17 protein-coding genes and 1 pseudogene are annotated in these 23851 nt (G+C 60.7%); 10 read left to right on the forward strand and 8 right to left on the reverse strand.

Features of this window, described 5'->3' with window-relative positions; all coding sequences use genetic code 11:
• Window positions 1–43: 43 nt before the first annotated feature.
• Together A5624_RS00505 and A5624_RS00510 are read right to left on the reverse strand one after the other, a co-directional pair.
• Window positions 44–832 (reverse strand): PIG-L deacetylase family protein, encoded by a 789-nt coding sequence (locus A5624_RS00505; RefSeq protein ID WP_232002165.1) that lies wholly within the window; start codon window positions 830–832, stop codon window positions 44–46.
• A 1008-nt stretch (window positions 833–1840) separates the two neighbouring features.
• Window positions 1841–3001: an NAD(P)/FAD-dependent oxidoreductase gene (locus A5624_RS00510; RefSeq protein WP_197518887.1), complete on the reverse strand. Its 1161-nt coding sequence runs from the start codon at window positions 2999–3001 to the stop codon at window positions 1841–1843.
• Window positions 3002–3815: 814 nt separating this feature from the next.
• On the opposite strand from A5624_RS00510, the gene A5624_RS00515 reads away from it, so the two are divergent.
• A complete protein-coding gene (locus A5624_RS00515; protein WP_066859826.1) occupies window positions 3816–4721 on the forward strand; it encodes an SAM-dependent methyltransferase in 906 nt (301 codons plus the stop codon).
• A 54-nt stretch (window positions 4722–4775) separates the two neighbouring features.
• Here the strand turns inward: A5624_RS00515 and A5624_RS00520 are convergent, their stop codons facing one another.
• Window positions 4776–8093 carry a LuxR C-terminal-related transcriptional regulator gene (locus A5624_RS00520; protein WP_232002166.1) on the reverse strand — a complete coding sequence of 1106 codons (3318 nt, stop codon included), beginning with the start codon at window positions 8091–8093 and terminating at the stop codon, window positions 4776–4778.
• Window positions 8094–8728: 635 nt separating this feature from the next.
• Between A5624_RS00520 and A5624_RS00530 the strand changes: the two genes are divergently transcribed.
• From A5624_RS00530 to A5624_RS00560, 9 genes are all read left to right on the forward strand, one after another.
• Window positions 8729–9400: a sigma-70 family RNA polymerase sigma factor gene (locus A5624_RS00530; protein WP_232002167.1), complete on the forward strand. Its 672-nt coding sequence runs from the start codon at window positions 8729–8731 to the stop codon at window positions 9398–9400.
• A gap of 342 nt (window positions 9401–9742) precedes the next feature.
• On the forward strand, window positions 9743–13291 hold the full coding sequence (car, locus tag A5624_RS00535) for a carboxylic acid reductase (RefSeq protein WP_066859835.1): 3549 nt from the start codon (window positions 9743–9745) through the stop codon (window positions 13289–13291).
• A gap of 44 nt (window positions 13292–13335) precedes the next feature.
• Entirely contained in the window at window positions 13336–13944 is a 609-nt protein-coding gene (locus A5624_RS27870) for an LLM class flavin-dependent oxidoreductase (RefSeq protein WP_156748698.1), read from the forward strand.
• A gap of 18 nt (window positions 13945–13962) precedes the next feature.
• Entirely contained in the window at window positions 13963–14976 is a 1014-nt protein-coding gene (locus tag A5624_RS00540; protein ID WP_066859838.1) for an aldo/keto reductase, read from the forward strand.
• A 14-nt stretch (window positions 14977–14990) separates the two neighbouring features.
• The gene (locus tag A5624_RS00545) at window positions 14991–15416 is read left to right on the forward strand and encodes an SRPBCC family protein (RefSeq protein WP_066859841.1); all 426 of its coding nucleotides are present in this window, start codon (window positions 14991–14993) and stop codon (window positions 15414–15416) included.
• A gap of 48 nt (window positions 15417–15464) precedes the next feature.
• Entirely contained in the window at window positions 15465–16490 is a 1026-nt protein-coding gene (locus tag A5624_RS00550) for an aldo/keto reductase (RefSeq protein ID WP_066859844.1), read from the forward strand.
• A 75-nt stretch (window positions 16491–16565) separates the two neighbouring features.
• The gene (locus A5624_RS00555; protein ID WP_066859847.1) at window positions 16566–17102 is read left to right on the forward strand and encodes a type 1 glutamine amidotransferase domain-containing protein; all 537 of its coding nucleotides are present in this window, start codon (window positions 16566–16568) and stop codon (window positions 17100–17102) included.
• A 126-nt stretch (window positions 17103–17228) separates the two neighbouring features.
• A complete protein-coding gene (locus tag A5624_RS27875) occupies window positions 17229–17747 on the forward strand; it encodes a hypothetical protein (RefSeq protein ID WP_156748699.1) in 519 nt (172 codons plus the stop codon).
• A 65-nt stretch (window positions 17748–17812) separates the two neighbouring features.
• A complete protein-coding gene (locus tag A5624_RS00560) occupies window positions 17813–18514 on the forward strand; it encodes an SDR family oxidoreductase (protein ID WP_066859850.1) in 702 nt (233 codons plus the stop codon).
• 53 nt (window positions 18515–18567) lie between these two features.
• Here A5624_RS00560 and A5624_RS00565 read toward each other — a convergent pair whose 3' ends face one another.
• From A5624_RS00565 to A5624_RS29380, 5 genes and pseudogenes are all read right to left on the reverse strand, one after another.
• Entirely contained in the window at window positions 18568–19905 is a 1338-nt protein-coding gene (locus A5624_RS00565) for an NAD(P)/FAD-dependent oxidoreductase (protein WP_066859853.1), read from the reverse strand.
• A gap of 37 nt (window positions 19906–19942) precedes the next feature.
• On the reverse strand, window positions 19943–21394 hold the full coding sequence (locus A5624_RS00570) for a catalase (protein WP_066859855.1): 1452 nt from the start codon (window positions 21392–21394) through the stop codon (window positions 19943–19945).
• Window positions 21395–21532: 138 nt separating this feature from the next.
• Complete coding sequence (locus A5624_RS00575) at window positions 21533–22687, reverse strand: NAD-dependent formate dehydrogenase (RefSeq protein ID WP_066859953.1); 1155 nt, start codon at window positions 22685–22687, stop codon at window positions 21533–21535.
• Window positions 22688–22885: 198 nt separating this feature from the next.
• Window positions 22886–23392: pseudogene (locus A5624_RS00580) on the reverse strand (serine aminopeptidase domain-containing protein).
• Window positions 23385–23549: a hypothetical protein gene (locus tag A5624_RS29380; protein ID WP_369827424.1), complete on the reverse strand. Its 165-nt coding sequence runs from the start codon at window positions 23547–23549 to the stop codon at window positions 23385–23387. Before A5624_RS29380 ends, A5624_RS00580 begins: the two are co-directional and overlap by 8 nt.
• Window positions 23550–23851 lie beyond the last annotated feature (302 nt).

Consider the following 23851-nt stretch of genomic DNA (forward strand, 5'->3'; position numbering starts at 1 on the left):
CTGTGGCGCTGATTCGCACCATGTCGGCGTGACGCGGCTGGCGTTAGCGAACGGGCACCACCTCAAAGAGCGCCGCGTACGGGACCCCAAGTCGGCTCCCCGTCATGCGCGCGAATGCATCCAGCGGCTGCTCAGGGATGGTTTGTGGGCCCCCTAGTCCAGCGAAATAGGCCGCGTGTGCTTTCAGCGCGGCGATGCCCGTGGCGAACGTATCGGTCACGTCAACGCCATGTGCACCGAGGGGTGAATTGGCGACGAAGATCGCTTGCACCCCGCTCCACGGTTCGAGGCCCTCGTGTACCAATTCGCGAAATACCCAGCGATTCGCGGCATCACGAACGGCATCGATGACGGCTCGTCCGGTTACCATGTGGTCGGCTTGATTACGGAAACCCGGGCCGACGGTCTCATGATAGTTGTCGGTGATCACTACCTGGGGGCGCGCCTGACGGATCGCACTAGCGATGGAACGTCGCAGTGGCAACCCGTATTCCAACACACCGTCAGCGTGTCCGAGGAACCAGACGTCGCTTACACCGACGATCGCTGCGGCCTTGCGCTGCTCCTCTTGACGCACACGAGCCGCCTCTTCCGGTGCCATTCCGTCGATGCCTGCCTCACCACTAGTGACGAGGCAGTACGTGATGTGTTTGCCCTGGGCGGTCCAACGTGCGACAGCGGCAGCGGCGCCGTATTCGAGGTCGTCGGGGTGGGCCACGATGGCAAGTGCGGTCGTCCAGTTTTCGTCAGTGGGGTGCAGAAGTTGCGGCAAATGTTGACCGCTTTGTGAGTGCACTTCAGTACCGCTCGAAAGGTGCAGGCGTCGGCTCAACCATCTCGGGGTTGGGGCCGTTCAGATGCTTCGTCCGGCAGATGCATTCTGCGAAAAGCCTTCTCTCGCTTATCGCGTGATAGAAGTCCCTCGCCCGATCGGGGTCGCTAGCTGCGAAACCCACGGGATCGATAAGTGCGAGATGGGTGTCCAGATCCGAGGCTAGGCTCGGACGCGTGTTGCTCATAACATTATCCTTCGATTCACTTGAGCTGTACAGATATCGTGAGAACACATGCATGGCATTGCCGATCATTTGCGCACCGCAACGTTGTTAAAGATCTAGCCGCTGGTGCCTGTGCAGTCGTGCCGATGGTGGTCTTTTTGGGTGGAATGCAGCCTTAAGCAGGCTGCATCGGTGCGACAGGCGAGAGTCGGTGAGGTTGCGGATGCCGTCGTTGGCCGTCCACAACCCCCGCAATCGCGCTTAGGGACTCGCGAGAGACAAACCGAGCTAGTCTCGCGCAATAGCAGGCAACTCAGAACAGAGAAGTTTTTTGTCATCGTCGGGGTGCGGAGACCCGTCATCAAAACCCATGGGGTGCAGTCCATCAGGTGACACCAAATCGAACATCGGCCGAAGCACGTATTTTTCGTTCAATTGATGGCGTATCTGTTTGGTGCCTCGCATGATCATCGCGGTAGGCGAATGATGTACCACATCGGGTGACGCACAGCTGGTGCGGCGATTACGCTGTGTCGCAGCGGTATTCGGCGCTAAAACGCCTAAGAAGATTGATTGTGCACGTACCCTCGAGATAGCACTCGTCCTGCTTTTCATACGCGGTCAACTGGCCTGTCACGGGCAGAAGAAGCAGCACTCGGTGGCAGGGCCGCCGGGGAGCATCTTCAGGCGCCGCGGCGTGTAGGAGCCGGCCCTTTGTGCCACCGGACCACAAGTTCAGGTTTTGCGGCTACCTACTACGTCGAACACATCTGTGATGCCGACACAAACGAACCAGCGATGTGAATCAGGCAACCGACGGCCGCGGGAGACCGCCGTCGCGATCAGCGGCCCTGGACGACCGTCCGCGACGGGGTGGCTCGGCGTCGGTTGGCCATGGCCACGCGCAACATGAAGGTAGGCCGCAGCATGCGCGCTGGTGAGTCGAGCATGCCGGTGATCCTCAAGAACTGCTCGGTCACACCAAGGTCGACCTCCGCCGCGGCCATCACGCGCTCCATGTACGCATTAGTAATGCGCATGGTCCGCGGGCGTGGACCGGGGACTTGCGGCAGCATCAAGTCAGCACCCACTGCCAGCTGCCAGGCGACCCTGACCGTCTTTGCGGCCCCATCAAAAAACCGGGATGCGAGATCATTTAGCTGGCCCCGCCGCAGGCATTCGCCCAACAGTAGCGCTTCTAGTCCGGCAACCGTCATCCCTTGGCCGTAAATCGGATTGAAGCTACACAGCGCGTCGCCAACCACTAGCAGGCCGGAGGGAAACCGCTTCATCTCGTCGTAACGACGCCACCGATTCGACGGCAGCCGATGCACGGCCACCTCACCGACTGGCTGCGCATCCTGTAAGGCCTCAAGCACGTCCGGCGGCACATGACCAGCAGCCATGCGCACTCGCTCGTGCCAACCCATCGGTGGCATCTCGCCGCCCATCGCGCCAACGGTCAGGATCCATTGCGCTTCCTGTCGATTCAGCGCCCATATCGTTGGCCTCTCCGGCCGCGGTGGCACCGCAATCGCGTACCTCGCAAGGTGATTCGGCGGCAGACGCACTTGTTGGCTCGCATAGACGAGCTGCACCGTCACCTCTTGCTGGCGTGGACTTCCATAACCAAGTTCCTGTAAGTAAATCGGCAGGTGAGAGCCGCGGCCGGTCGCATCAACTACCAAGTCCGCGGTGAGGCTATGACTGGTCTCGCCGGCACAGCCACGTTGCAATACACATACGCCGGTAATGCGGTCGCGGTTGGCTGTCGACATCAACGAAACAAGCTGATGATTCTCGAGAAAGCTCACATTCGCTAGCGCTTGAGTCCGGTTGCGCACGGCCCACTCGAGCAGCGGGCGGCTGGGAAAGTAAAACGGCTGCCAGTTGCGCAGATAGCCTGACGCCGGCAGCTGATACTTACCTGCGAGCGCAGTGTAAACCTTGCTGATATCGCCGTCGTCCCAGACTGCCACTCCGCAATCGACCAGCTGGCCCAAGATTCCTGGGAACAATCGCTCCATGATTTGAGAGCCCCGCTGGGTTAGGAGATGCACGTGACGACCCTGAGGCACTCCACGCCGATTAGCGGGAAGTGCTGGCAGTTCGTCTCGTTCCACGACAGAGACACGCTCGAAATGGTCGGAAAGGACCCTGGCCGCCAACAGGCCACCAATGCTCGCACCTACCACCACGGCGTGCCCACGCTGCCCTGCCACACGTGTCGTCACTTGTTTGCACCTTCTGTTTGGCAGACCCGCGATTAGGCAGTGGCCAGCGCGTCGTCCGATGGCTTTGGTGGCCTGGTCTGTGGAGCCACTGCTTTAAGGAACTTCTCAAAACAAGCTGATATCACGCGATTTGTGCTGTGGCCTTCGGCACACACGGGTGGGCTGCGGGAGTGGAGATGATTACGCTCGACAGGCTGTCACGGTCGAATCTTCGCTAGCTGCTGACCCTCGGCGTCGACACTGCGCTTCGCGCAGTACAGGCGCATGCCCTAGACGTTGGCCCGTGAGCAGTGCCACATAACTCACACGGGCAAAACGACATGGCGTTCAAGCGTTCCTCTTCGCGGGCAGTGAAACGTAACCGGGAAGACAGGCGTTTCGCTGCCAAGATAAAGCGCCGCACATAGTGCGGGCACCCGACAATCACCAAGCTCGGCGAGGAGGGTGGCTGAGTTGGCTCGAGGAGCGAACCTGGACTGTAGCTCCAAAGGTCACAGGATGGGCCAGCTTATCCGGTTCACCGCTGGCCTGGACTGTCGAATCCGTGAGATGTTCTGGAAGCCAAGCATGCAAGGAACCAAAATTGACAGAACCCATTGACGGATGCGGCACGCTCGAGACCTGCGGAGGTGTACTGTCCGCGCTCGCGGCCGCTGCACGGGCGGTGGCCAGTCGGGATCTCGACCCGGTGATCAACGATCCATTCGCAGAAGTCCTCGTCCGAGCAGTCGAGTACGAACCGCTGACCCAGTTAATCGATAGCGCAACCGGATTATCTGATATCGGGGCTGACTGGTTTCCAGCCTACTTCGGCATACGCAGCAGAACCTTCGACGACTTCGCTGACGGTGCAACCCAAGTAGGCATTAGGCAAGTGGTGCTCCTAGAGCCGGGGCTGGACTGTCGCGCCTACCGTTTGGACTGGCCAGACACAACGGCAATCTACGAGATCGACCGACGCGCCGTCATCGACTGGAAACAGTGCATCTTATCGAACCTCAACAGCGCACGGTTGAGAGCACAGCACCGCTACGTGCCGATGGATGTTGGTCAGCAATGGCCCGCGAAGCTGCGGCAGGCCGGCTTCGACGAGGCTAAGCCCACCGCGTGGATCGCCGAAGGACTCTTCGTCGGCCACCCATCGGCGACTGCACAGACCAAAACACTCGACACCATTACCGCTTTGAGCGCACGAGCAAGCCGAGTCGCAGCTGACTATGTCGACACCCGAGTACCCGAGCTGGCGAGCAAAGCCATAAACGATCTCCTTAACATGTCGCGGAAGCACGATCCACTAGGCGCCCTGTGTAACGTGACTTTCCCCAAGCTTCACGACGACCTAGCACTGTCATTAGACGAACGCGGATGGATTACCTACACCGCCGACCTCGAGGAGCTATTTCGTGATGTGGGCCGGGCCGTGCCGCCCGCGGGCGACTTTCCGGAGTACGCGAAGCTTACCCGCTTCCTCAGCGGCGTCCGCACTTAGCAGGGCCCCGGATTCGAAGTCCTTATCTGAAGCACTACACCGATTTGCGATGTCTTATGAGAGGTTGCTGGCGGCTTGTTGGGCGAGCTGGGTGCGGGACTTGACGCCAATCTTGCGGTAGATGTGAGTGAGGTGAGTTTGCACGGTGCGTGGTGAGATAAATAGTTTGGCGGCAACGTCTTTGTTGGCGAGTCCTGCGCAGACAAGCCGGACAATCTCCTGCTCGCTCGGCGTTAGTGAGGACCAGCCACGGGAGGGTCGCTTGCGTGCCCCACGGCCCCGTTGCGCGTACAACAGCGCCTCTTCGGTAGACAAGGCGGCGCCCTGTGCCCACAGGGTCTCGCGCTCCAAGTGCCCCAGCGCCTCGTGAAGTTCTGCAACCGATGCCTGGTATGAGCGGTCGTAGATGGCGAATCGGATTTGGCCGGTTCGGTTCCTGATCCCTTGTGCCGCACCAAATAAACGTGCCGCTTCTTGATGATCACCGCGCTGGCCGGCCACACTGGCCAGGCACTCGAGCGCATCGGGAATCGCTAAGTAGGCGCGGCTTTTAGACGCACAGACAAGTGCCCGACGCCCGTCGGATTCGGCCTGTGCAAAGTCTGCTTGTGCCGCCGCGATGCGTGCGCGTGTAGTCAGCGCCATCGATGCGTTCACGCCGCTGGTTGCCGCAACGAATTCATCGGCGTGACGTCGGGCCGTGGCTAGGTCGCCGCTGGCCAGGGCCACCTCGGCGATCGGATTCCAGTACAGCGCCGCAAATTCGCGCCGTTGGTTTAATCGCTGTCGGGCGATCTCGCTGGCTTCGGTTGCCGCCGCGACATCGCCGCGGGCGAGGGCGGCCAGCGCCAGCCCCGCATAGGTGAACGCATCCATAAACGTGAGATCACCAAGACTCACTGCCTGCTCGACGGCAGCGGCAGCGTTGGTATGGGCGGCGGTTGTTTCACCGCGAAAGGCAAGCGCAATACTAAGGCCGAAGCGGCCGGCCATCCCGAAGACCGGATCATGGTGCGCGTCCGCGCCGGCAGTCAGCTCGTTGAATTGCTCAATCGCAGTATCGAGCTCGCCGCTATATAGGTGCGACATCGCGATGTTCCAGTTGCAATGCCGGGCGGTGAACTCATCACCGATGGCCCGCGCGATATGGCATCCCTCTTCGGCGGCGGCGCGCTGGGCGTGAGGGTCGCCCGCGACTAGCGCGGCAAACGCCTGCACTGGCAGCAGCTGGCTTAGCGCCGTGAGATCGCATAAGGACCGAGCCAAGCCGAGGGCCTCGGCGAAAGACGCCTCGGCGGTCTCCGCGTTGTAGGCCGCGACACAACACCAAGCGCTCAGCGCTCTGAGTAGCAGTGCTGGATCACCGATTTCGCGTGCCAGCTTCACGGCTTCTGTCGCGGCGCCTTTACCTGCCGGATCTACCAGAACATTCAGCATGACACGATCGGCGAGTGCGCGCGCCCGCATAGCAGGCGTCACGTTAGCGGCCTGAGCGGAGGCGTTGGTAAGGGCGGCATCGAGCCAGGCCAGCCCTTCTTGGGTCCTGCCACGTCGTCGCCACAGAGGCTGCAGGTGGGATGCCAGGGCGAGCGCCCCGTCTGGGTCGCCCTTATCGATGCTCCATGTGAAGGCTGCACGCAGGTTGTCAATTTCGGTTTCCGCGACCTGGGCGTGTTGCTCAAGTTCGGTAGGTGCCAAGGTCTCGAACATGGCTGCCAGTCCGCTGTAATGGTCACGGTGACGGGTGTGTATAGTTTCGGCCTCATCGGAGTCGCCGAGTTTTTCCTGGGCGTATTGGCGCATCGTCTCCAGCATTCGATAGCGAGTCCGATTGCGACAGTTTTCGGCAAGCACCAGTGACTTATCGACCAGTAGGCTGAGCTGCTCGAGGATGCTGTAACGCTCGAGTTCGCCGCTGCCGGCAACAACTTGCGCGGCATTGAGATCGAACCCGCCCATGAATACGGCCAGCCGTCGGAACAGCACGCGCTCTGGCTCGCTCAACAGGGCGTGTGACCAATTCAGGCTGGCGCGCAGCGTCTGCTGGCGTTCTGCTGCGGTGCGTGCACCGCCGATCAACAGGCGGAAACGATCGTGCAGCCCTTCAAGGATTTCAACTAGCGAAGAGGCGCGCACCCGGGCGGCGGCCAGCTCGATGGCCAGCGGCATCCCATCCAGGCGCTGGCAAATCTCTTTGATCACTGTGGCGTTGTCGTCGGTGATGTGGAAGTCGGGTTGTGCCAAACGCGCGCGGTCGACGAACAGCTCGATGGCCGCGCTGGCTATCGGCAGCGACGGCACGCGCCAGATGACCTCGCCGGCCACGCCCAAGGGCTCACGACTCGTGGCCAGCACGGTCAGTGCGGAGCAATGCGCGAGCAGGGTACTGATCAGCGCCGCACAGGCGTCCAGCACATGTTCACAGTTGTCCACCACGATGAGCACATGACGTGTACCGACCCACGTCGTGATCTTGTCGATGGCCGAGCGGCCTGGTTGGTCGCAAAGACCCAGAGCTCGAGCCACCGTGGTGGCCAGGATGTCGGCGCCGCTTATCGGTGCGAGGTCGACATACCACAAGCCCCCGCTGAATTCATTAACCAGCTGCGCCGACAGATGTTGCGATAATCGTGTCTTGCCGACCCCGCCCGCACCGGTCAGCGTGACCAAGCGGTAGCTTCCCAGCAGTCGGCGCACCTCGTCGATTTCCTCGTCGCGTCCCACAAACCGGGTAATTTGCGCAGGGAGGTTATGGACTCCCACGGATATGTCCGCACGCAACGGTGGGAAATCATTGCGGACCGCCGGGTGGCACAGCTGCATCACCGCTTCCGGCCGCGCCAAATCACGCAGGTGCTGCGTCCCCAAATCCATCAGCCAGGCACCGTCGGGAAGCCGATCGAGGACCAGCTCGGCGGTCGTCCTGGACAACACTGTTTGGCCGCCATGCGCCAGATCACGCAGGCGCACCGCTCGATTGATGGTGTCTCCGGCATGATTTGCTGCACCACGCAACTGCACCTCACCGGTGTGCACACCGATGCGTAACCGTATCGGTGCAAGCGGTGCCTTCTGCAGCTCCAGCGCGCATGCCACCGCATCGCTAGCCCGGGCGAAGGCCGCTACAACGCTGTCACCTGCCCCCTGCTCGACCGGGCGCACACCACCATGGCTAGCAACCGCACGACAAACCACTGCGTTCAATTTGGCGATGGCCGCCGTCATTTCGCTAGGAGCGCAATCCCATAATTGCGTCGACGCTTCCACCTCACCCAACAACAGCGTGACCGTGCCAGTCGGCACCGACTGACTCACGCCAAGCTCACTCCACTCGATTGACCACATCGGCGTACGTCGTTCAACGTGCTCCATACCCGCCACCATGCTGCGACAACGCCGGACCAGCATCGGCGAAATCGCGTATATTCCTCAGCCTGCGACCGCGTATACGGCATAGGTTGCCTACGCGTACGTGACTGCCCGGGTCCTGATCGCATTCCGTCGCACCACGCGGGCTTGCTGTCAGCCTTCGTTCAGGGCGGGAACCTGCCTTGCTCTCGAGCAATAGCTCTTTGGGTCGCAACCACTCGTCGAGTCCGGCTCCTCCCGCGATTTACGACATCGCGCAACGATTTATCGGCAATTCGACCGATGATCTTGGTCTTATCACACCGAATAGTCGAGACGTGACACGTTCGATCGCATCGCAGGGCGGGCCACCGCATCCATGACCGTTTCGACACGAATGCATCAAGGTTCCAAGGGGATGCAGTGGTGAGTTAGCCATTCGCTTCACAGGTGGGTGCGCCGTGGGTTCGTTGCCGTCGGAGGGACCTCCACCGCGATCACGACAGCCTGACAACTAAGCGTTCGATGCTGCGGCGCGGGACCCAATGGCAACGGTCGGTGGTCCTTGGTTCGAGCGCCGCCGATGAAACGAAATCCGCTCGGTCAACCCTTCACCCGTACGCGTGGCTGCGCCATCAGCGCCGCCTTAAGGAGACATTTTGTCACAACAGATGATCGCGACCAGTGCTTGCAGCGCCGCCGTGCTGTCGCCTATCACCGACAGCACCGCCCGGAACTCGGGTCTAGACCGCCGTTTTTGCAACGACGTTCTGCCGCTGGTCGCCCAGTTGCACAACCGTGCCCGACGACTGACTACTACCGCGGCAGATGCCGAGGACCTTGTACAGGAGACCCTGCTGCGCGCCTACACCGCGTTCGAAACTTTTCAAAGTGGCACCAACCTGCGGGCCTGGCTATTCACCATCATGAGCCACACATGGATTGGTCAGTATCGCGCCGCCCAGCGCCGGCCAGCTGAAAGGCTCACCGATCAGATTAGCGATGTAAGCGCGTGCCACCGCGTTCTAGGTACAGCAACGTTTTTGCGGTCCGCCGAAGCGGAAGTGCTCGACGCCATGCCGGACGGCCAGCTTGTCGATGCGCTGCGGCGGTTGTCGGTAGCTTCCCGCACCGTCATCTACCTCGCCGATGTGCATGGACTGCGCCATCAGGAGATAGCGCTGCTGATGGATACCTCCCCTGCGACGGTCGCCTCGCGCCTGTATCGGGGCCGGCGGAAGCTTCGCCAATTGCTCACCACGACTTCGGTCGGAGCGGACGTGGTCAGCAGAACATCGGATCAACACGTAGGGACGCTCCGGGCGGGGTGAACCCGCGTTGCCCTCCCCTACGGGTTTGTGACCCGCTCGTCGGCACCAAGGCGCGTTCTACAGGTCATCGTGCTGGGTCCGCTGCGCTTGATCAATCGCCCTGTTAAAGATGGCACGCCGTGCGATCGCCGGGATGCGTTGTGCGTGTCACGGTGAGATGACCGGTGCTCCTTCGCCACGGCAAAACCCCGACCCCGACGGAAGACCACCCGGCATAAATCGCAACACCGAGTGTTGACAGCGGCTCGCACGGTTGTGCTGGACGTCACATGCCTCAATGCGAGTAATGGGCACGCTCCGCGCCTTTCCCACCGGAGAGCCCAAAAACGGGAAAGAGGCGAAATGGCCAGTGACGCAACGCGACAGCTCGGGGCGCCCGCGGACTCGAATGAGGAGCGACGTGCTCGCCGGATCCGTGAACTCTGTGCGAGTGATCCGCAGTTCCGCTCGGCAATGCCCATTCCCCAGGTGCTTGAGGCAGCACGCCAGCCTGGGTTGCGCCTCCCCCAGGTCATTGAAACCCTCGTCGAGGGCTACGCCGGGCGTCCCATGTTCGGTCAGCGCGCGCGGCAACAGGTTACTGATCCGCAGACCGGCCGGACGTCATCGCGTCTATTGCCGAGTTTCACTACACTAACTTACGGCGAGCTCTGGGCGCGGGCGCGGGCGATTGCCACCGCCTGGTGTCGAAACACCCACTATCGGCTCAGCCCTGGGGACTTCGTCGCCACTGTCGGCTTCGCCAGCTCGGATTACGTCGCTATCGATGTTGCATGCGCCTACGCCGGGTGGGTAAGCGTGCCCCTCCAGCATAATGCGTCGGTTGCTCAGCTACGTTCTATTCTCTCGGAAGCGAAACCGCGCGTTTTGGCCGTCAGTGCCGAGTATTTGGATACAGCGGTTCAAGCCGCACTCGGCGGTGAGTGGCTGCGTCACTTGGTCGTATTCGACTACTTACCAGTTGTCGACGACCATCAAGAAAGCTACGAGCGGGCCTTGGCGCTGTTGCACGCCGCAGTGATGCCGGTGCAGGTGCAGACGCTCAACGAGGTGATTAGCCAGGGCAGTGCGCTCCCGGCCGAACCGGCCTACCTGGGTGCGGATGAGGCGCGGCTCGCGATGATTCTGTATACGTCCGGAAGCACGGGAGCTCCCAAGGGCGCGATGTACACCGAGGCGATGACTTCGCGGCTGTGGACCATGTCTTTTCCAGCCGAGCCCGACGCAGCCGTATTCTCCGTCAACTTCCTTCCACTGCACCACTTGGGCGGGCGGATCGCGTTGTTAGCCTGCATCAGGGCTGGCGGAACAACTTATTTCGCTGCCGGACCGGAGCTTTCGACGCTATTCGAGGACTGGGCACTGGTTCGGCCCACGGAGCTATATGTGGTGCCCCGTGTCATCGAGATGCTGATTCAGCGCTTCCGCACCGGGGTGGACCGGCTTCGGCTTGAAGGCGCCGACGACGAGACGGCGCAAGCGCAGGCGGCCGACGAGTTGCGACAGCAGCTGCTTGGCGGGCGTGTGCTGGGCGGATTCATCGGGACCGCACCGCTGGCCACGGAGATGCGAACGTTTATCGAGTCGCGTTTACAGGTTCACCTCGTTGACGGCTACGGTCTGACCGAGGTCGGTGGCATCACCAAGGACGGCGTCGTGCTGCGGCCTCCGGTCGTTAAATACAAGCTTGTCGACGTCCCCGAGTTGGGATATTTCCGGACCGACAAGCCTTATCCGCGTGGCGAATTGCTGGTGAAGTCCACGACGTCGACTCCCGGGTACTACAACCATCCGGAGATCACCGCCGCGGTATTCGACGAGGACGGCTTTTACCGCACCGGGGACGTGATGGCCGAAGTCGGGCCCGATCACCTGGTCTACGTCGACCGTCGCAACAACGTGTTGAAGCTGTCCCAGGGCGAGTTCGTCGCCGTCGCCAACCTCGAGGCCCTCTACGCGACTGCCCCGCTGATACGCCAAATTTTCGTCTATGGCAACAGCGAACGGTCCTCCTTGCTCGCCGTGATAGTGCCGACGGTGGAGGCTCTCGCGCACTTCGACGGAGACCTAACCGCGCTTAAATCGGCGCTGCGCGACTCGTTACGTGAGACCGCCAAGGCCTCTCAGCTGCAACCGTATGAGATTCCGGTCGATTACTTGATCGAGACCGAGCCGTTCACCACCGCCAATGGTCTGCTCTCCGGCGTTGGTAAGCTGTTGCGGCCCAACCTCAACGACCGATACGGTGAGCGGCTGGAGCTCCTCTACATCGAATTGGCCGCCCTCCAGCAAGACAAGCTAGGGGCCTTACATCGGCTGGCTGATGATCTCCCGGTGATCGAAATTGTCATCCGCGCGGTCGGTTTGCTTTTGGGAACCGATCCTGTCGACCGGAACGACCACTTCACCGATCTTGGCGGCGATTCCCTGTCAGCGCTGAGCTTTTCGACTCTGCTGCAGGAGATCTTCGGCGTCGAGGTGCCGGTCGGCGTGCTCATCGGTCCAGCGAATAGCTTGCAAGAATTAGCCAACTTCATTGAGACACAGCGACAGTCGAGCTCTGAGCGGGCCAGCTTTACCCGCGTGCATGGCCGCGCGGCCGAATACCTGCACGCAAGCGATCTGACGCTGGATAAGTTTATCGACACCAAAACATTGGACCGTGCCGCGGCACTGTCCATTCCTGCCGTCGGTGAGCCAAGGACGGTGCTGCTGACCGGGGCCACCGGATACTTAGGACGTTTCCTGTGCCTGGAATGGCTGCAGCGACTGGCCTGCAGCGGCGGCAAATTAGTGTGCCTACTGCGCGCCGGGTCCACGAACACCGCGCAGGTCCGATTAAACGCCGTCTTCGACACTGGTGACCCCGTGTTGTTACGCCGATTCCACGAACTTGCCGCCGACCACCTCGATGTTGTCGTCGGGGATATGAGCGAACCCGACCTGGGTCTGGATGAGGCGACGTGGGATCGGCTGGCTCAGACGGTCGACATGATCGTGCACCCGGGAGCGCTCGTCAACCACGTGCTTCCCTACGAGCAGCTCTTCGGACCCAATGTTGTTGGCACGGCGGCTCTTATACGTCTGGCAATCACTCAGCGGATGAAGCCAGTGAACTACGTGTCGACTGTTGCGGTAAGTATGTCCGTTCCGGACGGCGAGTTCATTGAAGACGGGGACATCCGTGTGGTCAGCCCCGTCCGCCCCAACAACGGCAGCTACGCCAACGGCTATGCCAACAGTAAGTGGGCCGGCGAGGTGTTGCTGCGGAATGCGCACGACCGGTATTCGTTGCCGGTCAATGTCTTTCGTCCGGACATGATTCTTGCGCACAGTGAATATCTTGGGCAAGTCAACGTCGTAGATGCTTTCACTAGACTTGTCTTCAGCTTGCTGGTGACCGGAATCGCACCACAGTCCTTCTATCAGAAGCGAAACGGCGAATTCCGGCCCAGAGCACACTATGACGGGCTGCCGGCCGATTTTGTTGCGGAGTCCATTTGCAAGCTTTCGGGACAGTTGCGTGATGGATTCCACTCGTTCGATGTATTGAACCCGTACGACGACGGCATCTCCCTAGACGTTTTTGTGGATTGGCTTATCGCATCAGGGCACTCAATCACGCGCATCCCCGATTACCACGAGTGGCTGACACGGTTCAGAACCGCAATGACAGCACTTCCAGAACGTCAGCGGCAGTACAGCGTGTTGGCACTGCTCGAAGCCTATCACCAACCGCAGGCACCCCTGCGCGGTGCCCCGGTACCGACTGAAGTGTTTCACGCTGCAGTTCGCGCCACGAAAGTCGGTCCAGACAAGGATATTCCGCATATCGGCAGGCCGCTGATCGACAAATACATCACCGATCTGCGGCATTTGGGATTGCTGTGAGCACCGCGTGCGCTGGCGCGGGTTCTATCGTTCACCCTGGCGACGTGATGGAACCCAAGCAATACGCCGAACGCCTCGACGCCGTTCGGGCCGCTGTCTCGGATCATGGCCGTGATCCCATGGCCATTACCCCTGCGGTGTGGCTGCCGGTCATCACCGGCCGTAGCCGCGACGACATCGACGAGGTTTTGGAGTCGACTAAGGCGTGCGCCCCGAATGCCCGGGCAGAGCTGTGTGCCGAAAGCGGTGCTCCGCACCCACTGGTGCCGACTTTCTCTGGGTCCCAGGACCTCTTGCCATTCACTATGGACGAGGATTCCGCATTGTCGTTGGTTGCGGACGTTCCGCGTTCGGTCCTGCGCGCTGCGTGTCTAGATGGAACGCCCGCTGAAGTCATCGACCGGGCCGCCGAAGGGCGTGACCACGGCGTGCGGGTACATCGTGATTATCAACATCAGCATCTTGCGGCCGAGCCTGCGAAAAGGCCTTGCCTCAGCACTGCCCTTCGGCGCGATCATGCGAGGACTCAAGAAATTGTGAAGCGCGGAATCTCTACGCTCCCCGTCTTAAAGATGGCACGCCATGCGATTGCGCGGGCTCATATGGCCGGCCATGGTGGTTACGGGTCCGCTGCACCCACGCAAAGCCAATGAAGGCAGGGAGTTGATCACATGGCGATTAGACAATATTTTTTGGACGGCCCGCTTGGCTTTGGCTCCGCTCCGCTGGGGAACATGTTCCGCGAAATTCCTGACGAGGAGGCGGCTGCGGCGGTGGATGCGGCCTGGACCAATGGGACCCGTTACTTCGACGCCGCGCCGTTCTACGGCGCCGGCCTGGCCGAGATGCGGTTAGGCGAACAGCTTGCCATGCATAACCGCGACGAATACCTCCTGAGCACGAAGGTCGGTCGCCTGATCCTCGACGAAATCGACCCTGAGAAGCGAAGTTTCGGCGAGAAGGGAGACCTGTTTCAGTATGGGCGGCCCAACCGCATTGTCTACGACTACACCGAAAACGGTGCGCTGAAGTCGATCGAAGACAGCCTCAAGCGGCTCGGCGTGGACCGATTGGACTTCGTGTGGGTGCACGACGTCGCCCAAGATTTCCACGGTGACGGCTGGCTGGGACAATTCGAGACCGCCCGCACCGGTGCCTTCCGCGCTTTGAGCCGGTTGCGTGACGAGGGCGTCATCAAGGGATGGGGGCTGGGAGTCAACCGTACTGAGCCGGTCGAACTGCTGTTGGGGTTGACCGAAGTGGAACCCGACGGCACGCTGCTCGCCGGCCGCTACACGTTGCTGGATCACGAGCATGCCTTACAGCGCGTGATGCCCACCGCAGCTGCCAAGGGTGTCGATATCGTCATCGGAGGCCCGTATAGCTCCGGAATTCTCGCCGGCGGCAGTCATTTTGAGTACGGAAAGGCGCCGCTGGAAATCACCGCCAAGGTCGAGCGCATCAGATCCATTTGCGATCACCATGGGGTCCCGATCAAAGCTGCCGCACTGCAGTTCTCGCTGGCGCACCCCGCGTCGGCGGCCGTGATCCCTGGGGGAAGTAAGCCCGAACACATCATCGAGGACTACGCCGCGCTGCAGGCGAAGATTCCCGACGACTTCTGGCACGAGATGCGCGACCAGCACCTGGTATCTGCTGAAGCCCCGTTACCCGTTGACAATTAGCGATAAGGACAGGCATGTCACAGGCAATCGCATCAATCGACGTTTCAGCACCGCCCCGGCAGGTATGGCAACTGATCGGGGGTTTCGGGTCACTACCGGACTGGCTGCCCTACATCGCTCAGAGCGAGCTGCATGAGGGGGGCCGGGTCCGCCGACTGGCAAACTCGGACGGACAGACCATCGTGGAGCGCCTCGTGACCTTCGATGAGCGAGCGCGCAGTTACAGCTACACCATTCTTGCGGCACCGTTTCCGGTGACCGACTACTTGTCGACACTGCGCGTGCATGACTCGGGCGACTCAGTGGTCTGCCGAGTCGAATGGGGCGGCTCATTCACACCCGCCGGTGTGACGGATGACGAAGCATCACAGATCTTTTCAGACATTTACGCCGGTGGCCTGAAGGCCTTGGCTAAACATTTCGACGCTCGTTTGTTGTAGATCAGAGGTCTGTCAGCCGATAGACGCGAGGGATGGAGGCACTATCCAATGAGTTATGTGGTCAACGAGAATCGCTATGACGGTGTCGCATATCGGCAGTGCGGCCGTAGCGGGCTGACACTGCCGCCGATCTCACTTGGGACATGGCTGAACTTTGGCGGCGTCAATGTTTTCGAGACATTTCGCGGCGTGATCCGGCGGGCGTTCGACCGTGGAGTGACCCATTTTGACTGCGCCAACATGTATGGGCCACCCAACGGCAGTGCCGAAGAGAATCTGGGCAGGATTCTTGCCCAGGATTTTCGCAGCGTGCGCGACGAACTGGTAATTTCTACCAAGGCTGGCTATGAGATGTGGCCGGGTCCGTACGGTATCGGCGCATCGAGAAAGCATCTGGTGGCCTCGCTTGACCAGAGTTTGAAGCGACTCGGTGTTGACTACGTCGATATCTTTTACGTGCACCGGCCGTGGCCGGAGGTGCCCATGGAGGAGACCATGGCCACCTTGGCGCAGCTGGTCAAACAGGGCAAGGCCCTCTACGTCGGGGTGTCCTCCTACAGCCCCGAACGCACCCGCAAGGCCCACGAACTGCTTCAGCTCGAAGGCGTACCACTGCTTGTCCACCAGCCATCCTACTCAATGCTCAACCGCCACATCGAAGATGGGCTGTTAGACGCCCTCGGGGAGCTCGGTATCGGCTGCATCGGCTTCTCGCCTTTGGCACAGGGAATGCTGACAAGTAAGTACATCAACGGTGACGGGTCCTCAGGCAGGGCGGGCTCCGGTGTCACGTTCAGCCGCGACTTCCTTTCCGAGGAGAACCTGACCAAGGTGAGGGGGCTGGCTGATATCGCCAAACGCCGTTCACAGTCGTTGGCACAGATGGCGATTGCCTGGGTGCTCCGCGATCCACGAGTCACCTCCGCTCTCATCGGTGCCCGTACCGTCGCCCAGCTCGACGATTCGTTGGACGCTCTGAACCAAACCGAGTTCAGCGCTGATGAACTCGATGAGATCGATCGGTACGCCACGGAGAGCGGAATCGATTTCTGGCGCGACATATCGTCACTGTAGTGAGAGTCGAATGAGGTTGACCGCGAACCGATCAACGAGTTGACACGACGTTGTGATGTTGGAAGGGGCATAGAGATGGGTACGGAGCTGCAGGGCAAGAGGATTGCCTTCCTTGCGACCGATATGGTGGAGCGGCCGGAGCTGATTGGGCCGTGGGAGGCGCTCAAGGAAGCCGGCGCGCACACGGAGTTGATATCGATCAAACCCGGCGAGATTCAACTGTTCAACCACTATGACAAGGCGGACACCTTCGCGGTCGACCGCATCATCGATCAGGCGGACCCAGCGGATTATGACGCCCTGGTTCTCCCCGGGGGTGTGGGAAACCCAGACACGTTGCGCCTGAACCAAAGTGCGGTCAGCTTCGTCCGGCGCTTCTTTGACCAACAAAAACATGTCGGCGCGATATGCCATGCGCCGTGGTTGCTGATCGAGGCGGACGTTGTGCGTGGGCGAACACTTACCTCCTGGCCTTCTCTCGCAACCGATTTGAAGAACGCCGGAGCGCACTATGTCGATGAGGAAGTCATTGTCGATGGGAACCTGATCACCAGCCGCATGCCCGACGACATTCCGGCCTTCAACGCGAAGCTGATCGAAAACTTCGCTTAGCCGCGAGCACGATCCCCCCGCAAGACGTGCAACCAGGCGAATTGGAGACCAAGGAGTGATAGTCATGGCTGCCGACGGATATGTCGGCCTATTTAGTGAGCCCGGAAGGGCGCCGACTGATGTTGAATGGGTGCGACGCGCCAACCGGTATTTGACAGCGAAGCTTTCAGCCCTGAACGCAAAGTTCGTCGAGGGTTCCCACCCGGAGCAATTGTTGCGCATGTCGTACGAACCGGGCCCAGTGCATTCAAATCCACCCAGCTCAGCGGTGGGTCTATCGCTGAGATGCCGGATCAGACGGCCACGCATTGCTGCGTGTTGGTGGCCGGTTGTCCTTGCCCGACGCTGAGCATGACGATAACGATCCTGCGGGCCGGAAATGCAAAGTCGTATGTCGCTACCGGCCGGGTCCTGAAACTGATGAAAAATGCCGTTTTGGCTGCGGACCTCGATGACGACGCGGAAACACCGAATCGCCTCAATAATGCTGGTCTCACAGACCATCACAGATATCAGCCGGCTGGTCTGAGCGGCTTGCCCGTGCGATCAACTGCGGACGCTTACGATCCGTCGAGTGTCATGGATGGACAGCTCGGTTGTATTGCGAAGCATGGCCGCTTGCAGTGGATTTCAAACAGCATTTGAAGGGATTGGAATGGTCGTGCATCGCATGCCCGCCGAACAACAACGAACATTGAGTGGGAGAGTCAATGACACGGACAGCGCTGGTGACGGGCGCCAACGGCGGCATCGGTTCAGCAGTGTGTGAACGGCTGCGTGGCGAAGGCTTCGTGGTGCGCACGATGGACCTAACCGGCCCCGCCGACGTGGTCATGAATCTGTCGACTGAACCGGTCCCTCCCGAAGCGGCAGCCGACATCGACATATGCGTCTCCGTCGCCGCGGTGGTCGGCACCTTCGCCTCAGCGCACACGATGTCGTCGGCAGAGTGGTCAAGCGATATCGACGTGAACCTCACTGGGGCGTTTCGCGTTATCCAGGCCTGCCTTACCGGCATGCGAGAACGCCGCTTTGGTCGTATCGTCGCGATCTCCAGTCTGGCGGCCCAGCTGGGGACTATCGGAAAGGTTGCTTATTCCGCATCCAAAGCCGGCTTGCACGGGATGATTCGCACCATAGCGATCGAGAACTGTTCGTTCGGAATCACGACAAATTGCGTATTACCGGGTGTGACAGCGACACCACCGGTACTGGCGCTACCTCAGGGGGATCAGGACCGAATCCGAGCGGCAATCCCCAGCGGCCGCTTCGGTCGCCCTGAAGAAGTCGCCGACCTGGTCGCCTTCCTCGTCCGCGAAGAGTCCGGCTACATCACTGCGCAGGACATCGGCATTGACGGCGGCCTCGCACTGAACGGCCTCTATGTCGGTCCCACCCAAGAAGTGAAATAGACTGGACAACAAGGTGCTTGCTGTGTCTCGACCACACTCTTCGGTGAGGCCGTTCAGCTGGGTTTAGGCAGCGGGATGCCTTCGCTGGTCGAGAACTCGGCATTATTTTGCGAAGACAGCCCAAGCGAGACAAGAGTTCTCGGAAATGCCGCGCCGGCGGTATAGGCGAAGGCCGCTTGCAGCCGATTGAAGTTCCGCGGGATTGAGCTGAGGCGCTGGACACGGGTGATTAATTTTGCCGGACGGCCGGTCAAGTGAATGTTGAAGGGATTGGCGACCGCCTGCCCTGGGCCGAGATCCGACACCATTCCCATGTCGTGGTGTTCGTAATTCTTCTTGGTGCCGTATCCAAGGCTGGCCAGAACGTTGTCAGCGAGCACCTTGGCTTGACGGGTCGCATGCTGCGCGGTCGGCGCTGCGATGTTGCCCGGCTGAGTCAAGTCGGGTACGGCGGCGGCATCACCTGCGGCGAACACATCAGAGTGTCCAGGTACCTCCAGATCGGCTTGCACAGTCAGCCGGCCTCGTTCGGTTGGGAGACCGAGCTGCTGTATGAGGGGGGCGGCGGTCACTCCCGCTACCCACACGACGGTGTGTGCGCCGACTCGTGCGCCATCGCTCAACACGACGTGATCGGCATCGACTTCTTTGAGTGTTGTACCTAAGCGCAGCTCAATCCCACGGCTTTCTAGCACTTGGGTCGCGGCGGCGCTAAGTTTGTCGCCCAGTTCGGGCATCACTTTTTTGGCGATGTCAAGAAGCAGGATTTTCACTTCGGCCGGGTCGAACCCGAGTTGGTGGGCAGCGGCATCGGCCACGGCACGAACCGTCGTGGCAAGCACGGTGCCGGTGGCAGATGCGCCGACCACCACGATCGTGCGCCGCGCTTGTGCGGCGTTGGGATCATGCTCGAGGTTGGCTAGCTCCAGTTGTTCGAGGAGGTGGTCACGAAGGTAAAGCACTTCGGCGGTGGTTTTGAACCCCCGGGCGTAAGTCGCCAGCCCGGGGATGTCGAAGAGCCTGCTGACCGAACCTGGCGCCAGTACAAGCCGATCCCACGACAGCGCGCAGCGGCGTTGCTCAAGATCGGTATAACAAATGGTGCGTTCCTCGAAGTCGACGCCATCGACGTGGCCGCGTATCTGGCGCACCCCGTCGAGCATCCCGGCTAGCGGGATCATCGCCGCCCGTGCGTCGGCCAGTCCGCCAACTACGTCGGCAAGCAGCGGGGTGTAGAGCATGTAATCGACTGCTGAAACGACAGTCAGCTCAATGTTGGCTCCTTTGAGCTTCCGTAGCCGGCGCGCCAGCCGGCGGGCGCAGCCGAAACCGACGAATCCGCTGCCGACGATGACGATCGATGTCTTTGTGTTCTGTAGCGCTGGAGTCATTGTTGGTATTTCCTGTCCGATCCAGGTCGACAAATATCTAATGGCTGGTTTGGTTGCAGACGCCTTCTTCCACCTTCTTGCCGATATCAGGGTCGATGTTGCGCCAGTACTCGAAGATGCGCGACTGCACCGGCTCTTTCACACCATCGGACACGTGGGCAACGATGTTATGCACCAATCGTTCCCGCTGTGCATCGTCCATCACCTGACGGACCAGTGTCCCGGCCTGACTCCAATCGTCATCGTCCGGACGCAGCGTGTAGGCAGCCCGGACCATCTTCCCGTCGGCAGACCAGCGCACCTCGGACGCTCGGTACGGATCGGCCTGCGGGCCGCCCACAGAATTGGGGGCATACACCGGATCCGAGGCGTTAACGAATCGCATGCGCCCGTCTTTCGAGTAACTGCGGACCGCAACTTTGGGGGCGTTGACTGGGATCTGATTATGGTTGACGCCGATGCGGGTGCGATGGGCATCGGCATAGGCAAAGCCGCGGCCCAACAGAAGGCGGTCTGGGCTTAAACCTGTGCCAGGCACTAGATTGCTGGGCGCAAACGCTGCCTGCTCCACCTGGGTGTGGTGGTCAGTGACGTTGTGATCTAGGGTCAATCTGCCCACATCGATGAGTGGGTAGTCGGTGTGGGGCCATACTTTGGTCACGTCAAAGGGGTTGAACCGGTAGGTCTTAGCGTCCTCAAAAGGCATGATCTGAACCTTCAGTGACCAACTCGGATAATCGCCACGTTTGATCGCCTCATACAGATCGCGCATGTTGCAATCGGGATCAGTGCCAGCCAGATAGTCGGCTTCTTGTTGAGTCAAGCACTGAATACCCTGATCAGTCTTGAAGTGATACTTCACCCAAAAGATCTCTCCGGCGTTGTTGACCCAACTAAACGCATGTAGGCCATAGCCGTTCATGTGCCGAAACGTTTTGGGGATCCCGCGATCGCCCATCACGAACGTCACCAGATGAGCAGATTCCGGCGAAAGCGTCCAGAAGTCCCACAGCATGTTGTGATCGTGCAAGTCGTTGTCTGCGCGGCGCTTGGCCGCGCGGATCAGGTTAGGAAACTTGATCGGATCCCGAACGAAGAAGATCGGCACGTTGTTACCGACGATGTCCAGATTGCCTTCGGCGGTATAGAACTTCACCGCAAAGCCTCGTGTGTCGCGCAGGGTATCAGCACTGCCGCGCTCGCCGGCATTGCCGGCGAGCCGGACGAACGTCTCGGTGACAGCGCCCGGTTGGAATACCGCCGCGCGAGTATAGGCACTCAGATCATTAGTCACCTCGAAGCGGCCGAAAGCTCCGGTTCCCTTGGCATGTGGCTGTCGTTCTGGCACACGCTCTCGGTTGAAATTGGCCATCAACTCAATCAGATAGTGATCCTGCAACAGGATCGGACCGTCCGGGCCAAGCGTCAGCGACCGCTCGTCACTAGGCGCTGGAGCACCCGCATCTGTCGTCGTGAAGTTATCGTTCATTGCACCGACTCCTGAATGGCGATTGTCGTTACTGTGGTTGGCGCCCAATATGGTCGGTGCGCTGGCGAGAACCCCTTGCGATTGAGTCGGCGGGGCAGCTTGTATGGCCGCCCCGCCGATTGTTCCGGCTGCGCGAACCTATTGCGCGTAGGACGCTGCCCCCGTGCCCGCGAATTGTCCGCCTTCGACGATCAGGTACTCCGAGCGGATGGGCCTGCCAGCGAACCAGTCTTCCAGGATTTCGCGGGTGCCGGCCGCATAGCGTGCCTGGGCGGACAGAGAAGTGCCCGAAACATGGGGGGTCATCGCGTTGTTGGGCATGGTGCGCCAAGGGTGGTCCGCTGGTGGGGGTTGGGGGAACCATACGTCTCCGGCGTAGCCGGCGAGTTGACCGCTCTCCAGTGCCGCCACAATGGCTTTCTGGTCGGTTTCCTCGGCGCGAGCGGTGTTGACGATGTAAGAGCCGCGCCGCATTTTGTTCAGCAGCCGCTCATTAAACATGCCGTGCGTCTGCGCAATCAGTGGCGAGTGAATTGACACCACATCCACTGCAGCAGCCAGGGATTCGACGTCGGGATGATAGGTGACGTTGAGCCCCCTCTCGACCTCTGGCGGCAACCGATGAACGTCGAAATAGTGCAAGTTAACTCCGAATGGCTTCATCCGCTCCAGAACTGCCCGCCCGATCCGGCCGGCCGCAATCACTCCGACGTCCATGCCCTCGACGTCGTAGGCACGTGCAACGCAGTCGGCGATGTTCCACCCGCCTTCGGCGGCCCATCGATGGGAGGGAACGAAATTGCGGACCAACGCCAGGATCTGCATCACTGCGTGTTCAGCGACACTGATGCTGTTGCTGTAGGTTTCTTCGGCGACCGTCACTCCCCTAGCCCTCGCCTCATCGAGATCTACATGATCAGACCCGATCCCGGCGGTCAGAGCCAGCTTGAGCTTCGGCGCCTTGGCGAAACGCTCCTTGGTGATATAAGCCGGCCAAAATGGTTGCGAGATCACAATGTCGGCGTCGGGAAGTTCCCGCTCGAACTCCGAGTCCGGGCCGTCCTTATCCGACGTCACCACCAGCTGATGGCCACCCTCCTCGAAATATTTCCGCAGTCCCAACGCACCTGAGACACATCCAAGCATCTCGCCGGGTGTGAAATCGATGTTCGACGGACTCGGCAAGGCACTACCATCGGGATAACTCTTGATCACCGGAATACTGTCGCGCGCATACTTCGGCGGGTAGCCCGTCAACGGATCGGGGTACAGCACCATCACACACTTCGCCATCATGTCCTCCTTAGATGGGGTCAGTCCTGCAATTAGCAGAGGGGCGGAGTCCTCTCGCCAAGATTGCAGCCCGTGTCGGCCGTAGCGCCATCGCACACCGAGGGATATCTAAGGCTCACCATCGCGATCAGTACGCAGGCCGCGCCCGCTATCGCGTACATTCGTTCTAGCGTTGGGCTGTTGGGTTTACGTACGGGACTACAGTCGTGCCTTTATCCAATGGACCACGTCGTCGAGTACCTGATCGTGTTCCGGCTCGTTGAAGACCTCGTGATACCGCCGGGGTAAACCTTCGACTCGACGTCGGCCGATCACACACTTGATCAGGCGACGACTGTCGTTGACGGCGACCAGCCTGTCGTCGGAGCCATGGACGACTAAGAGCGGCGCCGTCAGTGCCGGGGCTTGGCCAGGCATGGTCTCACCAACCCGTAGCAGCACACGCCCAACGCCCGCAGGAACCCCTCCCCGATAAACCAGCGGGTCGGCGTTGTGGGCGGCCACTACGACGGGGTCCCGAGAAATGGCCTCGTCGTCGATTTGCAGTAAGGGCGGTCCGGGCAGGATAGCGCTGAATCCTTTGGCGACCTACGCCGGCAAGGGCGGTATCAGAGCCTGAACTGCCACGTCCGGAGCCGACAACACCATGAGGTCGTCGTTGTCCGGAGCCTCTGCGCCATAGGCGAAAACTATTGCGTCACCCATGCTGTGACCGAGCACTATGCACTTCAGGCCAGGATGCTCCCTTCGGGCGATGCCGACCGATGTGGCGACGGTCGCCTGTGTACTCAGAGATATCCCGCACCACGACTCGTTTGCCGCCGGAGCGGCCGTGGCCACAGTGATCCAGCGCGTAGGTCACCGACCTTTCCTCACCGCCTCGCTTCGCGAGGTGATCGGAATGGCGGGGATGCTCGCCCGTTCAGTGAGCTGGCGGTGTGGGATTTCGCCGACTTCGCTTCCACAGCACTGAGACAACGTGTCGTCGACCATCGAGTTGCGACAGGCGGGCTTTGCAGACTGCAGTGACAGCCAGCGGGTGTTCCTCGAACTTTCGCCGAGCTTGCCGCCCGTAAGCTGGTTTCCCCGCCGCGGGTTTAGCTGGCCGTCCGGCGTCTCGCAGCGTCGTACGGCGCCATAGCCACTTCGCATCGTGAGGCGCTG

Origin of the sequence: Mycobacterium sp. 1482292.6 (assembly GCF_001672995.1) — a bacterium.
Taxonomy (GTDB): Bacteria; Actinomycetota; Actinomycetes; order Mycobacteriales; family Mycobacteriaceae; genus Mycobacterium; species Mycobacterium europaeum_A.